Below are 16,117 nucleotides of genomic sequence, written 5' to 3' on the forward strand. Positions count from 1 at the left end.
CTTTCACGATAGCCTGCGTCTTAATAACGCAACGTCGACCACCTCATCCCCAGCCATGCCTGTGCGACGGAGCTGTCTGGCGCAGAGAGCCCGCGTCGTAAATGGTTGTCAGTATCCTCCCTGGATTTCTCCCTCTGCACAGTGAAGCGGAACGGAGAGAAAAGAAATGGCGTGATGGGATGACAAATAATGAGGCGTAGCGCCTCGCAAAAAACAACGCCACCCGAAGGTGGCGTGCTCAATTCAGTACTGGTCTCTGTCTAACCAGTTACCGCTTTCGATCAGCGTTAATCCCGTCACCGGACGTTGGTACACATACATCCATGCACTTCCGTACGGCGTCTGGATCAACTGGCGTGCGTATTCGCCGCCCCGGGTGCGCAGGGCATCCAGTTCGGCCAGCGTGGCGTTATCAATACGATAAACTTCACCCTGTACTGTTCCGTTCCCGGGAACTGCGCCTGGATAGTGGCCCAGGCTGTACAACTGGTAGTTATCAATACTGTATTCGCCCAGCAACTGGGCGTTGGTCATCCAGTGGCTGTTGCCTTGTTTGGTTCGTAAACTGCCGTAGACAAATATTCGCATTGCTAAAACTCAAACTGATAGAGCAAATCCAGTGCCTGATCTACGCCAGACACGGCTTCCAGATATAGCTTAGGCATCAGGCGATAACGTAGCGTGAGCGTGGCTAAAGAGTCAAATATGCCCACACCGTATTTCACCTGTAGACCAGGCAATACATATCCGCTGACCACCACCTGGGATGAGTCCCCTACCCCCTGGGTGTCCAGCGCCAAATTGCTTACGCCAAATGTCTCCCCGATTTTACCCACAACCTGACCACTTTGTGCAACCCCCAGGCCAATGAGCATGGAGGTCATCGCTGCGCTGTCGCTTTGATCGCTGTCCAGTCCCTGTCCGCGCAGCAGATAAGAGAGCGCCATTTGCTGTGACATGGCCGGATCAGAGAAGATCTCCGCCTTCGGTTCGTCCGCCGATCCGGTGACGCGAACGCCAGCGATTACATCATCTTCGGTCGCTTCCGGGTTACGAATCGCTTCGATATTGAGTAAAGGCTGATCCGGTGGGCCAGAGAAGAGCAGTTCGCCCTTACGCACTATCAGATCCTGCCCGTAGGCGTGGAAGCGGCCTTCCGGAATATTAATCTGTCCGTTAAGCCCCAGCCCCTGTTTATCCTGCGCCACTTTCAAATCGCCCGTCAGACGGGCTTTCAGGCCAAACGCGTCCATCCGCACGTTGTTGCCGACGTGAACGATCAGGTTGCTGTTGATCGGGATCCCGGCGGTCTGCGGTTCTTCAGGCTGTAACTGATCGTTGAGCATGACTTCGTCGCTGGAGACGCCCACTGCGCTTTCCGGCAGCTCATGCACCACAATGCGCGCCCACGGCACGTCGACACGACCATCGAGGGTGAATAAGCTCGGCGTCGCTTCAAACACCACGTCCGGCGAGACGTCCAGCCGTACCATTGGCGGTACGGTAATGCGCACCCGGCTGCCTTTCGCCGCAACCCGCGCGCGCCAGTTGTCGATCTGGCTCCAGTCTGCGTCACCGCTGAGGTTTATCTGCCCCTGCTGAGTACGTACTTCCCCGGTCAGGGTCGAGCGCGTACCGTTAAAATTCATCGCCAGCTGACTTGGCTGCATGTCAAACGGCATAAAGTTGCCGTCGATATCCAGACCGCTTAGCTGGAGCTGACCAAACATCTGCGGCCCCTGGACATCGCCGCCGAGACGCAGGTTCGCGTTCAGCATCCCCGCCGCTTTTTCACCGCGGGCAAAGATCGGGTTCACCATCGCCAGATTGAGGTTGCGGATGTTCACATTGCCGCCGAGATTACGTCGCCCCTGCGGATCGGTCACCTGCACCTGACCGTCAAGCTGTCCGTTATTGGTCAGGCGAATCAGCCAGCCCAGTTCCGCGCGATTGTTATGCAGATCGGCGCTGACGTTCAGCGTGTCAAACGCCAGCGGCAGCGGCCCGTCGTTAACCGTCTGCGTCACCTTCACGTTACGTCCGGAAAGCGTCACGTTGCCCTGCGGCAGCCCCTCTTTGGTGGTGTCCCACGCCACGTCAGCCTTCCCGGTAAAAACGCCGCTGGCCTGAGTGGTCTCTGGCATAAACGGCTTCAGCATCGCCAGATCGAAGCGGTTGAGATTCACCACCGCCCGGCCTTCCGCCCCGGCGTCAATGGTTTGCGGCACACACAGTTCAGCGTTCGGGTTCGTCCAGCAATGTGGCCCAATGCTGATTTTCTGCTCCTGGTTGCGGTAATCCAGTGCGATGGCGCGGGTCAGCGACCACGGCCCCACCGGCGTCTGGAAGCGGGTATTGCTGAGGGTACCTTTCCAGCGCATCTCTTTTCGGTCAAAGCTACCGGCCAGATCGAGCTGTCCGGAAACCGGCTCGCCCTGAACCCGCAGCTGCAACTGGTGCTGCTTCTCGCTGCCTTTCGCGTTCAGCGTGACAAGATTGATATTCACATCCGGCTGCGAGATTCGTTCTACCCTGACATCAAGCTGTCCGGCAATCTGGTCGGTGGATTTGATATCTCCTTCTACCCGCACCTGGGCCACGGAGAGTTCCTGCCAGCGTAGGCCGCGGGCGGTGATATCCGCCAGCAGTTGCGGCGCATCGACCGTGCCGCGCACCTTTAACAGGCCTTTCGCCGTACCGCCTAACCCCGGCAGTGCGTTATCCAGCCCCGGCGCGTCAATGGTGGCGTCCAGATTCAGCTCTTTGACGCCCAGCTCGCCTTTCACATCCGCGCTGTTCGCCCCCAGTTCCAGATGCAGTCCTGGAATGATCCACTGCATGTAACTGTTGCCCTTCAGCGAGCCGTTAACGTTAACCTTGTTCTGCTTAACGTTGCCTGTCAGCTTCAGCTCCGGCACCTCCATCTGCCACGTGCCGCCATACAGGCTGCCGCGGGTTTTGACCAGACCATTGAGCCTCGAGGGCCAGTCCGGCACCTCTTTGGCGGTGTTAATGCCGTCCAGCGTCAGTTCACCGCGCCAGCTGATCGCCTGCTGCCAGTCCACCAGCGCTTTCAGCTCGGTTTTCCCTTCCAGCGCGGCGACGGTCAGCTTGTCGAGGTTAATCTGCTGTTCGTTGCCTTTCGCATCCAGGGTGATGGTCGCCGGGGGAATATCCTGACCTTTCACCGCCGTGCGCATCGACAGCGTGTAGTCGGTCATTTTGCCGGTGAGTTTGAGCCGGATATCATCGGCCTGGAACTGCTTATCGCCGGTAAACGGCCAGTAAACCTGCTTACTGACCACGTCCAGATTGAGCGGCAACCCGGCCTCCGCCAGCCGCGTCTGCGCCCGCAGATCCACATCCACCGGGCCGGAGAGATTCACGCCGACTTCCAGCTGTTCGCGCAGCGCGCCGCCCACCTTTAGCGTGATCTTCTCGCCCTTCAGCGGCTCCACGTTCAGCGTGCTGTTGAGGGTCATATCCACTGGCCAGTTATGGCTTAACTGTGCCGTACCAGTCGCATTTATCGTCCCCTGACTGGAATCGATATCCAGCGCGTCCAGCTTCATATTGCCGTCAATGCTACTGACCTTCAGCAGCAGGCTAAAGACCGTCAGATCGGTATCGCCCGTAAGACGCAACTGCTCGCCTTTAAACGCTTCAATATTAAGATTCAGCGGCAGGTGAACGTCGGTCATTTCCGGCAGCACCGGCCTGGAGAACAGATCCTTGAGCGTTTCGCCGAGCGGTTTTTCGTCCGGCTGCGGATTCTGGATCTTCGGTTCCACGACCTCTTCTTGCGCCACGTCCGCCACTTTCGGCAGCGCGATCAACAGCCCCTGTAATGAGGTGGGCTTCAGGGTCAGATTTTTTTCCTGCCAGTTCAGGCCTGAGGTGAAATCCATTACCGAAACGGTGGTGTCGTCAATTTTAATATTGACGTTTTCCAGCGCGACGCGAGAAAGGGTGATGGGATAGGGCGTGGAGAGATTCAGCGGGCCGCTGTCTTCCTCTGCCTCTACCTGTTCCGCGGGCGGCATCTTTTTGCTGTCAATGACGACGTTGATGTCCTTGAGCGACAGATCGTTGACGCACAGACTGCTGTTCCACAGGCAGTCCAGCCCCACGGCCAGATGCACTTCGCCGGCATTCACCGCCACGCCCGGCTGGTCGTAACGGATATTTTTCAATGACAGGTCACGCCAGCCGCCGGTCACCTGGCCGATTTCCAGCCCCGGCACCCAGCGGTTCGCCGCGTTGAACACCAGATGCAGTCCGGTGGTGGTGCCCACCAGAAACCCGACGGTTGCCAGCAGCAGCAGGATAAAAATCAGTACGCCGAGGCTTATCTTCTTCCATAAACTCATAATTCAGGCCCCAGACCGATGTAAAACTGTAAACCATGCTCGTCTTTGTCGCCGATCGGCGCGGCGATATCGAGCTTGATCGGCCCGACCGGCGACTGCCAGCGCACGCCAACCCCGGCGCCGGTTTTGAAGTCGCTTCTGCGGATATCGCTGACCGCTTCGCCGCTGTCGACAAACATCGCGCCCCACCATTTTCCGCTGACGTTATACTGATATTCCAGCGAGCCGGTTGCCAGCTTCGACGCCCCTTTCAGGTCGCCATTGCTGTCTTTCGGCGAGATTGATTTATATTTGTAGCCGCGAATACTGCGGTCGCCCCCGGCGAAGAAGCGGAGATCCGGCGGCACTTTGTCAAAGTCGCCGGTCTCAATCCAGCCGAGATTGCCGCGCATCACGAAACGGTGGCGATCGTACAAGGTGCGGATCCAGACGTTTTGCGCCTGGATCACCGAGAAATCGACATCTGATCCCCAGGCGGTGTTGGAGTAGTCAATCGAATAGCGCTGCGAGTCGCCCCACGTCGGCATCAGGCCGCCGCGCGAGCGGGTACGGCTTATCATCACCCCCGGATACAGCAGCATGGTGGTATTGGTCACTTCGCCCTGGGTAAAGTGGTCGAGACTCCAGCGCAGGTTTATCGCTCGCTGCCAGCCGCTGGAAAGATCCCAGTAGCGCGAAAGCGCAAGCGTGGTGGAATCCTGTTCGGTATCGTTGAGATCGGTACGCTTAAAGCCGCCCTGCACCAGGTAATACTGCTCCAGCGGATTCTTTAAGAGCGGGATTTTGTAGCTGAAATCCAGCACCTGTTCGGGGGCGGAGATGCTGGCGCTGGTGGTCAGGCTGTGCCCGTACGAGTTCATCCACGGTTTTTTCCACGTCGCCTTTACCCGCGGGCCGACGTCAGTGGAATAGCCCACCCCGGTTTCGATGGTGTTTTCGGTGCGCGGCGAAACCACGCCCTTTAGCGGCAGCACTTTGGTCTGGCGCGCTTTGTCGAATTCCGGCGCGACGACCACCGAGTTGAACCATCCGGTCGCCGAGAGACGACGGTTTAACTCGCCGAGATCTTTTGATTCATACTGGTCCCCCTCTTTAAACGGCACCAGATTTTGCAGATACTCATCGCGGATCTGCGAACCTTCGAAAGTGACATGACCAAAGCGGTAGCGCTCGCCGCTGTTGTAGTCGATATCCCAGAAAGCCTGATGGCGGTCAAGCGCGACGCCCAACTGGCTCTTATTAAATTCGCTGTCGAAATACCCTTTACGTAGCGCCACGCTGGTGAGGGACTTTTTAAAACTGTCGTAATCCCCGTGATTCAGCACCGTCCCGACTGCCGGACGCGTTTTCAGCAGATCCAGATAATCTCTGTCGGTACGCGCGCCGCCGCGTAAAATGACTTCGGTCCCGCCAATGCGCACCGGTTCACCCGGCGTGACCCTGGCGATCAGCACCTGACGCCCCTTTGCCGGCGGCGGACGCAGGTCAAAGTCGATCGTCGGCTCGTAGTAACCGAGCGCCTTTAGCCCCTCACGGATAGCATCATCCACGCGCGCGCGAAAACGCCGGTCCGGCGTCACTTCGTCGCTTTGAATTGTGGAGAGCTGCGCACGGACGTTTTTCTCCAGTTCTCCTGATAGCCCCTCGACCTGTAATCGGACGTTCGCGGCCCAGGCGGAACTGCTTAAGCACAGCAGGCTCACCCAGCATAACTGACGGATATGTGGCACTTTTTCTCCTGAATATCCCTTATTTCCACCCCTGGAAAACAACCATAATGCCGATCCACGGCTTAACAAAAACCCAACAACTGGGATTGAAAAACAGACGACAACCCAAATATTTCTTATGTTTAAGATAGACGTATTCGTAATGGATATTGTGTGCAAATACGCGTCTTGTTACAACCTTAACCCCAATTACTGATTATCGGGAGAACGGCACCATGAGTTTATTCGACAAAAAGCATCTGATTTCACCGTCAGAGGCGCTACCTGGACGCAATACCCCGATGCCGGTGGCGACGCTTCACGCCGTCAATGAACATTCAATGACGAACGTGCCCGAGGGGATGGAAGTCGCCTTTTTCGCCATGGGCTGTTTCTGGGGCGTTGAGCGCCTGTTCTGGCAGCTCCCTGGCGTTTACAGCACCGCGGCGGGGTATACCGGCGGCTATACGCCTAACCCGACCTACCGGGAAGTGTGTTCCGGCGAGACCGGCCACGCCGAAGCGGTACGCGTGGTGTATGACCCGAACGTTATCAGCTACGAGCAGCTGTTACAGGTGTTCTGGGAAAACCACGATCCGGCGCAAGGTATGCGTCAGGGCAACGACCACGGCACCCAGTACCGTTCGGCCATTTATCCGCTGACGCCGGAGCAGGACGCCGCCGCGCGCGCCAGCCTTGCGCGTTTTCAGTCGGCGATGACCGCCTCCGGCGACGATCGCCACATCACAACGGAAATCAGCAACGCCACGCCGTTTTACTACGCCGAGGACGATCACCAGCAGTATCTGCACAAAAATCCGTACGGATACTGCGGCATCGGCGGGATTGGCATTTGTCTGCCGCCACAAGGGTAATCTATCGTGACACGGCCACGCGGGCGGCGTGGCGCGTGGCGCTAACCACCGTGCCCTTATCCAACACCTTGCCTTTCAGGCATAAATTGAATACCGGCGCGGATGGCCGGTTGAGCCGGTTTTGCAATAAATGCACGGCTTCCACCCCCAGCGCCCGACAGGGAATAGTGATGCAACTCACCGTTGCAATAACCTCCGCGTCCAGTCCCTCCACGCCGGTGGTCATGAGCGAGATCCCCTCCGGCATGCGAACGCCTGCTTTTTCCAGCACGCGCTGAATGCCCACCGACATCGGCGCACCCGCGCAAAAAATCACTTCCGGCCACGCCTCGCGCGGCGTAATGCGCAGCCAGTCGTCTATCGCCTGTTCCGCCTCCCCGGCGGTAAACCCTTCGGTGACCAGCAGATCCCGCTGTGAATCAAACGGGATCTGATACTGGCGATAGACCTCTTTAATGCCTTCCAGCCGCCAGTACATGGTTTCGCGCCGCAGGCTGGTGATGTGAAGTATGCGGCGGTGCCCCTGATCGAACAGATACTGCGCCGCAAGGTTGCCAATCGCCCGGTGATCCGGTGATACCGCGTCGAGTAGCCCCTCCCGATCCTGCGAATTCACCAGCACGCAGGGTTTATCCAGCGACTGCGCCAGTTTGTGGATGGTTGGATCGTCAATGCCGATCAGAATGATGGCGTTGATATTCTTATTGTTGGCTTTTTCCAGAAAGATTTTGATATCGGCGCGTTGCTCGTCCAGCCCACACCAGGTGAGATACACATCGTGCGGCGCAACCGCGTCAGCGATGCCCCGCGTCACCTCCAGGTAAAAAGCGTCGCCCTGGGCGGTGAATGTTCGCTGGGGGGCAAAAACCACGATCCCGTTAATCAGCAGGCGACCGCTGGCGAGGGAGTCGAGCACGCCCAACTGGCGCGCGCAGTTCACTATCGCTTCACGCGCCTTGTTGCTGGTGTAAGACTTTCCGCTGAGTACCCGGGAAACGGTACTGACCGAGAAGCCGGTCAAGGCCGCAATTTCGTCCATTTTTAGCTTGCCTGACATTCTGTGACCCCGCTCGCAATGTATCTTTGCAAATTTTTGCAGATGTACCCCATTGATTCTAAAACGCCTTTTTGCTTCGCGGGCTAACTTCTTTTGCATCCTGCAAGTCCTCTCACAAAATCCCGTTGTCGACGTTTCAGCCGTTTTCTATGTTCCGCTTATCCCCCCATCGCACTGAGTAAGGCCTGACATGAAAAAAGTACGCTTTGGCATTATTGGCGTCGGCAATATCGGCACCGTCCACGCCCGTTATCTGCTGGCAGGTAAGGTTGAAGAAGCCTGCCTGACCGCCGTTTGCGATAACAATCCCGACAAACATGCCGCCATCCGCCGTCTGACGGGCGAGTCGGTCGCTCTGTTCAGCGACGCGCGCGAGATGCTGGAAAGCGGTCTGATCGACGCGGTGATTGTCGCCACGCCGCATTACGATCATCCGGCGCTATCGATAATGGCAATGCGCCGGGGCATACACACCCTCTGCGAAAAGCCCGCTGGCGTCTACACCGCGCAGGTTGAGGAAATGAACGCCTGCGCTCGCGAATGCGACGTGGTGTTTAGCATGATGTATAACCAGCGTCCCAATCCGCTGTACCAGAAAGTGAAAGATCTCATCGACAGCGGCGAACTGGGCGAACTGCGCCGCTCCAACTGGATCATCACCAACTGGTATCGCTCGCAGAGCTATTACAACTCCGGCGGCTGGCGCGCCACCTGGAAAGGCGAAGGTGGGGGCGTGCTGCTCAACCAGGATCCTCATCAGCTCGATCTCTGGCAGTGGCTGGTGGGAATGCCGGTGCGGATGCGCGCCTTTTGCCAGTTTGGTAAGCATCGCCAGATTGAGGTCGAAAACGAGGTCACCGCGTATGCGGAATACGCCAACGGCGCAACGGGGGTGTTTATTACCACCACCGCAGAAGCGCCGGGGACCAACCGGCTGGAGATCGCAGGCGATCGCGGCAAAGTGGTGGTGGAAGAAGGCCGCCTGCGCTTCTGGCGTTTGCGCGAATCAGAAACCGAGTTCAATGCCCGCTGGCAAAACGGCTTCGGCGAGCCGGAGTGCTGGGAAGTGACGATTCCCACCACGGCGGAATGCAGCGAGCATGATGTGATTACCCGTAATTTCACCGCCGCTATCCTGCACGGCGAGCCGCTGATCGCCCCCGGTCTGGAGGGGATTCGCGGTCTCACGCTCTCTAACGCCATGCACCTGTCCACCTGGATCGACGACTGGGTCGCGTTTCCCTTTGACGAACAGCGCTACTACCAGTTGTTGCAAGAACGCATTGCGTCATCGGTAGAAAAACATGTCGCCAGCCGCACGCTGGACGCTTCCGGCACCTGGTAACGACGAGGAGGAAGGATGCTGAACGTTGCGATTGTTGGAACGGGGAATATTTCCCATAACCATATTCAGGGCTATCTGGCCTTTCCTGAACGCTGCCGGATTGTCGCGCTGGTGGATATCTATCCGGAGAAAGCCGAAGAGAAGAAAACCCGCTACGGGCTGGCTGAAGCGCAGGTGTTCGCCAGCCACGCCGCGCTGCTGGCGGCGGATCTGCATGTCGATCTGGTGGACGTCTGTACGCCGCCTTACGTCCACGCGGAAATCGCCATTGATGCGCTGAATAACGGAAAGCATGTGCTGTGCGAAAAACCAATGGCGGCGTCGCTGGAGGAGTGCGACGCGATGATCGCCGCCCAACGGGCCAGCGGGAAAACCCTGTCGGTGATTGCGCAAAACCGCTTTACTGACGCGTTCTGGCGCTTAAAGGCGGCGGTGGACTCCGGCCTGGCAGGCAATATTTGCCACGCGCAGGTGGACTCCTTCTGGTGGCGCGGACACTGCTATTACGACCTCTGGTGGCGCGGCACCTGGGAAAAAGAGGGCGGCGGCTGTACGCTGAATCACGCGGTGCACCACATCGACGCCATCCAGTGGCTGCTCGGCTTTCCCAGCGAGGTGGTGGCGATGATGACCAACGTCGCCCACGATAACGCCGAAGTCGAAGACCTCAGCGCGGCGATTTTCAGATACCCCGGCGGCGCGCTGACGCAGTTGACCGCCTCGGTCGTTCATCACGGCGAAGATCAGAAGATTGTCATCCAGGGCGAAAAGGCGCGGATCTCCGCGCCGTGGAAAGTGTTCGCCAGTCAGTCCGCCGACAACGGCTTTCCGCAGCCGGAAAACAATCTTGCGCTGGAAGCGCGCCTGACCGCGCTGTTTCACGCCACACCCGCCCTCACATGGACCCTGCATACCGGGCAAATCGAAAACGTGTTAACCGCCATTGAACAACAAACCGCGCCGCTGGTGGACGGTGAGCAGGGGAAACGCTCACTGGAACTGATCGCCGCGATTTACAAATCGGCCATCACCCGTTCCGTGGTCACGCTGCCGGTTGCCCGCGACGATGCGTTTTATCGCACCGGCGGCCTGCTGGAGAAAGCCCCGCATTTTTATGAGAAATCCGCTTCCGTGAGCAATTTTGCCGAAGTGGGCGCAATCCCTCTGGGTAAAGACTTAGATTCAGGAGTAGAAGCATGAGCTTAAACGATGGAATGAACTATGCCCCGACCGGCAAACCGCAGCCGGTGGTCCAGCCTGGCGAGTTTAAGATTGCCGCCGCCGCGCTCGATCACGGCCATATCTATGGCATGTGCAACGGGTTGATTGAGGCTGGCGCGACGCTGAAATGGGTATATGACCCCGACCCGCAGAAGGTGGCGGCGTTCGTGAAGCAGTACCCTCAGGCGCAGGTGGCTGACTCGCTGGACACGCTGCTCAATGACCCGGACATACAGCTGATCGCTGGCGCGGCGGTGCCCTCAGAGCGCTGTCCGCTGGGGCTGAAGGTGATGGCGGCCGGAAAAGATTACTTCACGGACAAGGCGCCGCTGACTACGCTTGGGCAACTGGAAGACGCCAAAGCGATGGTAGCCAAAACCGGACGAAAATACGCGGTGTACTACAGCGAACGCCTGCACGTCGAAAGCGCGGTCTTCGCCGGCGAGTTAGTGAAAAAAGGGGCGATAGGCCGGGTGGTGCAAACGCTCGGTACCGGCCCGCATCGCGAGGGCAGCGGGCGTCCGGACTGGTTCTACGACCGTCGCTATTTCGGCGGCATTCTCTGCGATATTGGCAGCCATCAGATCGAGCAGTTTCTGTTTTACACCGGCAACAGTAACGCTCAGGTTGTCGCCAGTCAGGTGCGTAACGTGAATCACCCACAGTATCCGTTGTTTGAAGATTTCGGCGACGCGATGCTGGCGGGCGATAACGGCGCCACAGGCTACTTTCGCTGCGACTGGTTCACCCCGGACGGCCTCTCTTCCTGGGGCGACGGACGCTTAACCCTGCTCGGTACTGAGGGCTATATCGAAATCCGTAAATATGTCGATATCACTCGCGGCGAGCAGGATGTGGTCTATCTGGTCAACAAAGAGGGCGAGTTCCGCTATCCCGTGGCGGGGAAAGTCGGCTTCCCCTACTTTGGCGAACTGATCCTCGACTGTCTGCATCGCAGCGAAAACGCCATGACCCAGGCACACGCCTTTAAGGCCGCCGAGTTGTGCGTTAAAGCACAGATGCTGGCAAATGCGCGTGGATGACGGAGCGCCCATGAAAACACTGAACGCCGCCATCATTGGCTGTGGAGCCATCCACACCACCCACGTAGAGGCACTGCGTCAGTTGCCCGCCGTGACGCTACGGGCCATTGCGGAATGCAATATCAACCGGGGGCGACAACTGGCCGCAGAATATGACTGCCAGCTCTACCATGACTATCGTGAAATGCTGTGGGATGACGCCATCGACGTGGTGCATATTTGTACGCCGCATTATCTGCATAAGCCGATGATCCTCGCCGCGCTGGCGGCGGGGAAACAGGTCTTTTGCGAAAAACCTGCGGTGATAAACGCGCTGGACGTGGCGGAAATCGACGCCGCCCTTCTGCACGCCAAAGGAACGCTGGGCATTTGTTATCAGAACCGGCTTAACCCCACCAGCATCGCTATTCAGCAGCAACTGCAGGACGGGACAATCGGCAAAATGCTCGCCATTAAAGCTGTGCTGACCTGGTCGCGCGGCGGCGGTTATTACACCGACAGTCCCTGGCGTGGGAAACATGCCACCGAAGGCGGCTGTCTGCTGATCAACCAGGCGATTCACACCCTTGATTTGATGCAATGGTTTGGCAAGGGCGTCACCCGCGTGAAGGGCGTGGTCGACAGCAGTTGGCTGGCTGACATTATTGACGGCGAGGATAGCGCGATGGCTACCTTCGCCTTTGCTAACGGCGCGCGCGGGCTGTTCTACGCCAGCAACTGTTACACCACCAACTCACCCCTGCAAATGGAAATTCACGGTGAACATGGCTTGCTGCAGCTTGAGGGCAGTGAGCTGTGGTTACTGCGTGACGGCGCGCGGCACAAGCTGGCGAGTGATTCCGCCCCGGACGGCAGCGGCAAAAGCTACTGGGGCGTCGGCCACCGGGAAGCGATTCGCCAGTTCTACAATGCGGTGCGCGATCCCGCCGCCGCAAAAGTGTGCGGCATTGATGAAGCCGCGAAATCCTTGCAGATCGTCGATGCCATTTATCGTTCGTCGCAATTACGGCACTGGATAACCCTGGAGAAATAAACCCGCAATGCGTTAAACCCAGGCCGGAGCTGGCGACGCCGCCCTCCGGCAATAAAAAGTCCCCTACAGGAATAATGATATGGCGAAACCTACTGAACGGAGAGTGGGTTACGGCGTAGCGATAGGCTATGGCGTAACCGATTTATTTGGAGGCGGTGCATTCGCGGTTATTGGCACCTGGCTTTTATTTTTTTATACCACCTATTGTGGATTATCGGTGCTGGAAGCGGGCTCGATATTTGCAATCGCCCGAATTATTGACGCCATTTTAAGTCCGGTGATGGGCTATATTACCGATAATTTCGGTAATACCTGGCTTGGCCGGAAATTTGGCCGACGACGTTTCTTTTTGTTAATCAGCGCCCCGCTCATGTTTCTCTACGCGCTGGTGTGGGTCACCGACATGAGCTACTGGTATTATCTGGGCACCTATCTGTCTATTGAGCTGCTGTCAGCGATGGTGCTGGTGCCATGGGAGACGCTGGCCGCAGAGATGACTAACCGCTTTAGCGAACGTACGCGTCTGGCTGGCGTCCGTATGATGTGCTCGTCGCTGGGCGGATTTTTAGCGGTGTCGGTGCCGGGTATTATCATGCAGTTCACCGGTAAAGATAATTCTTTTACCTATACGCTAACCGGGATTGTTTTTGCGATCATTTATTTTGTCGCGGTGTTTACCACCTGGGCGACAACGTGGGAAGCGAAAGACGTACGCGAAGAATATGAATTCACGCCGGAAACGCAGCGCAGCAGTGGGTTATTCAATCATCTTAAGTATCTGGTTATTGATCTCTTTTCATCCTTTAAAATACGTATTTTCCGTCAACATATTCTTATTTATATTTGCTCGTTTACCGCCATGGATGTGTTTGGCTCGGTATTTACCTATTACGTGGTTTACGGCTTAAAGCAGGATGCGGCGACGGTGTCTGGATTACTCAGTATCGCGGCGTTTGTTTCTATTCCGGGTACGTTTGGCTTTATGATGCTGATGAACAAGCTAAATATGACGCCATCCAGCGCGCTACGGCTTTCTTACGGCTGTATTTTTATCGTTCTCGCCAGCCTGCTGGCGATTTACGTCGTCGACGTACCGATCCCCGCCCTGCTCTTTTCCGCCCTTTTTGTGCTGTTCGGTCTGGCAAAAGCGGGGTTGTATTACATTCCGTGGAACATCTATAGCTTTATTCCGGATGTCGATGAGATTGTCACCCGCCAGCGTCGGGAAGGGATTTTTGCCGGGGTGATGGTATTAACCCGTAAAAGCACCGTCGCACTGGCGATTATGCTGATAGGCGTGGTACTGGAAGAGAGCGGCTTTGTCAAAGGCGGCGGTGCGCAACCCATCAGCGCCCTGTACGCCATTATCGGTCTGATGATCTTCGCCACCGCGGCGTTGCTGGCCGTCAGCTTCTATACCACATTCAGGTTTACGTTGACCCAGAAGACGCACAAGATCCTGATTAAAGAGGTGGCGCGGCGCAAGCTGGGCGGCAACTGCGCCGACTGTGACGAAGAGACCCGCCAGGTCATTAAAGCCCTGACCGGCTATGAATATGACGAAGTCTGGGACGCGAAGCCTGGCGCGAAAAACCCTGCCGTTATTGCTGAAAATTAACCCTCTGGCGACTTTACAGTCGCTTACGCTATACTAGCCCCTGAACTTACCGGCTCACCGCTACGAGCCGGTTTTCAATTTCTGTATCGCACGAATTATAAACTTCCCTTCCGAGGATCTGACCTGAACGGTCGGATAAGATATGTTAAACAGTATTTTTATCATTCTTTGCCTGATCGCTGTGAGTGCGTTCTTCTCGATATCCGAGATCTCGCTTGCCGCCTCACGTAAAATCAAACTGAAGCTGCTGGCCGATGAAGGCAATCTTAATGCGCAGCGCGTTCTGAAGATGCAGGAAAATCCCGGCATGTTCTTTACCGTGGTGCAAATTGGCCTGAACGCAGTCGCCATTTTGGGCGGTATCGTCGGCGACGCCGCTTTTTCTCCGGCATTTCACTCGCTGTTTTCCCGGTACATGTCAGCGGAACTCTCCGAGCAGTTGAGCTTTATTCTCTCTTTCTCGCTGGTAACCGGCATGTTTATTCTCTTCGCGGACTTAACCCCGAAACGCATCGGTATGATTGCGCCAGAAGCTGTGGCTTTGCGTATCATCAACCCGATGCGCTTCTGTCTGTTTGTGTTCACCCCGCTGGTGTGGTTCTTCAACGGGCTGGCGAACGTGATCTTCCGCATCTTCAAACTGCCGATGGTGCGTAAAGATGACATCACCTCTGACGATATCTACGCCGTGGTGGAAGCCGGGGCGCTCGCGGGAGTGCTGCGTAAGCAGGAACATGAGCTGATTGAAAATGTCTTTGAGCTGGAGTCGCGTACCGTGCCGTCTTCCATGACCTCACGTGAAAACGTAATCTGGTTTGATCTGCACGAAGATGAGCAAAGCCTGAAAACCAAAGTCGCGGAGCATCCGCACTCTAAGTTTCTGGTATGTAATGAAGATATCGACCATATCATTGGCTACGTGGACTCAAAAGATCTGCTGAACCGGGTGCTGGCGAATCAAAGCATGGCGCTGAACAGCGGCGTGCAGATCCGCAATACGCTCATTGTTCCCGATACTCTGACCCTCTCCGAAGCGCTGGAAAGTTTCAAAACTGCCGGGGAAGACTTCGCGGTGATCATGAACGAATACGCGCTGGTGGTGGGTATTATCACTCTGAATGACGTGATGACCACGTTGATGGGCGATCTGGTCGGCCAGGGGCTGGAAGAGCAGATTGTAGCGCGCGACGAGAACTCATGGTTGATCGACGGCGGTACGCCAATCGACGACGTGATGCGCGTGCTGGATATTGACGAGTTCCCGCAGTCGGGCAACTACGAGACCATCGGCGGCTTTATGATGTTTATGCTGCGGAAGATCCCAAAACGTACCGATTCGGTGAAGTTTTCCGGCTACAAATTCGAAGTGGTGGATATCGACAACTACCGTATCGACCAACTGCTGGTGACCCGTCTGGACAGCAAACCCAACGTCCTGACGCCGAAACTGCCCGATGCGAAGGACGAGACCCACGCCTCCTGATCCCACAAACATCAACGGCTCCCATCGGGAGCCGTTCATTTACTACGTAACACAACTGCATAGCACTTTGGTTAAGCCATCTCAGTTTGCAGACGCAGAACCTGACGGTTAACTTCGGACATCACAGAAAGATGCTGTTTGTCCTTCACTTTTGGGATAAGAATCTTACCCTTATCGAACTCAAAAGCGCCAACGTCCTTGATATATAACCGTCCGCGGAACAGGATCTTCACGTACTTCGCCACCTGCAGTGGGTTGTACCGTTGGAAAATTTTCATTGTTGTCTCCTGCGTAAGTCTTACGCCCTTGCGGTGCCACAATCGGCCCAACAGTTCTAAGGCGCAAATTTTAATGCCATTTGAC

12 protein-coding genes are annotated in these 16,117 nt (G+C 56.6%); 7 read left to right on the top strand and 5 right to left on the bottom strand.

Going from position 1 to position 16,117, the window contains the following annotated elements:
* Window positions 1–243: 243 nt before the first annotated feature.
* The 3 genes from OOJ60_RS13475 to tamA are packed head-to-tail and all read right to left on the bottom strand — an operon-like array spanning window position 244 to window position 6,100.
* On the bottom strand, window positions 244–588 hold the full coding sequence (locus OOJ60_RS13475) for a gamma-glutamylcyclotransferase family protein (protein ID WP_042289476.1): 345 nt from the start codon (window positions 586–588) through the stop codon (window positions 244–246).
* A gap of 2 nt (window positions 589–590) precedes the next feature.
* Entirely contained in the window at window positions 591–4,370 is a 3,780-nt protein-coding gene (gene tamB, locus OOJ60_RS13480; protein WP_205612719.1) for an autotransporter assembly complex protein TamB, read from the bottom strand.
* A complete protein-coding gene (gene tamA / locus OOJ60_RS13485; protein WP_060570916.1) occupies window positions 4,367–6,100 on the bottom strand; it encodes an autotransporter assembly complex protein TamA in 1,734 nt (577 codons plus the stop codon). Before tamA ends, tamB begins: the two co-directional genes overlap by 4 nt.
* A 215-nt stretch (window positions 6,101–6,315) precedes the next feature.
* Between tamA and msrA the strand changes: the two genes are divergently transcribed.
* Window positions 6,316–6,954, top strand: coding sequence for a peptide-methionine (S)-S-oxide reductase MsrA (gene msrA / locus OOJ60_RS13490; protein WP_181822111.1), 639 nt, complete (start codon window positions 6,316–6,318; stop codon window positions 6,952–6,954).
* A gap of 1 nt (window position 6,955) precedes the next feature.
* Here the strand turns inward: msrA and OOJ60_RS13495 are convergent, their stop codons facing one another.
* Window positions 6,956–8,011, bottom strand: coding sequence for a LacI family DNA-binding transcriptional regulator (locus OOJ60_RS13495; RefSeq protein ID WP_181822112.1), 1,056 nt, complete (start codon window positions 8,009–8,011; stop codon window positions 6,956–6,958).
* 190 nt (window positions 8,012–8,201) lie between these two features.
* On the opposite strand from OOJ60_RS13495, the gene OOJ60_RS13500 reads away from it, so the two are divergent.
* The 6 genes from OOJ60_RS13500 (at window position 8,202) to OOJ60_RS13525 (ending at window position 15,754) form a co-directional block, all read left to right on the top strand.
* Complete coding sequence (locus OOJ60_RS13500) at window positions 8,202–9,356, top strand: Gfo/Idh/MocA family protein (protein WP_205612720.1); 1,155 nt, start codon at window positions 8,202–8,204, stop codon at window positions 9,354–9,356.
* A gap of 15 nt (window positions 9,357–9,371) precedes the next feature.
* On the top strand, window positions 9,372–10,556 hold the full coding sequence (locus OOJ60_RS13505) for a Gfo/Idh/MocA family protein (protein ID WP_199957010.1): 1,185 nt from the start codon (window positions 9,372–9,374) through the stop codon (window positions 10,554–10,556).
* On the top strand, window positions 10,553–11,620 hold the full coding sequence (locus OOJ60_RS13510) for a Gfo/Idh/MocA family protein (RefSeq protein ID WP_205612721.1): 1,068 nt from the start codon (window positions 10,553–10,555) through the stop codon (window positions 11,618–11,620). Before OOJ60_RS13505 ends, OOJ60_RS13510 begins: the two co-directional genes overlap by 4 nt.
* Before the next feature lie 10 nt (window positions 11,621–11,630).
* Window positions 11,631–12,653 (top strand): Gfo/Idh/MocA family protein, encoded by a 1,023-nt coding sequence (locus OOJ60_RS13515; RefSeq protein WP_042289765.1) that lies wholly within the window; start codon window positions 11,631–11,633, stop codon window positions 12,651–12,653.
* 79 nt (window positions 12,654–12,732) lie between these two features.
* Complete coding sequence (locus OOJ60_RS13520) at window positions 12,733–14,271, top strand: MFS transporter (protein ID WP_205612722.1); 1,539 nt, start codon at window positions 12,733–12,735, stop codon at window positions 14,269–14,271.
* A gap of 142 nt (window positions 14,272–14,413) precedes the next feature.
* A complete protein-coding gene (locus tag OOJ60_RS13525; RefSeq protein ID WP_042289497.1) occupies window positions 14,414–15,754 on the top strand; it encodes a hemolysin family protein in 1,341 nt (446 codons plus the stop codon).
* Between the two features lie 71 nt (window positions 15,755–15,825).
* Here OOJ60_RS13525 and OOJ60_RS13530 read toward each other — a convergent pair whose 3' ends face one another.
* Window positions 15,826–16,032, bottom strand: a complete 207-nt coding sequence (locus OOJ60_RS13530; protein ID WP_004857160.1) for a DUF1107 domain-containing protein — start codon at window positions 16,030–16,032, stop codon at window positions 15,826–15,828.
* Window positions 16,033–16,117 lie beyond the last annotated feature (85 nt).

It is taken from the genome of Citrobacter sp. R4 (genome assembly GCF_026719175.1).
In the GTDB taxonomy this organism is placed as follows: Bacteria; Pseudomonadota; Gammaproteobacteria; order Enterobacterales; family Enterobacteriaceae; genus Citrobacter_A; species Citrobacter_A sedlakii.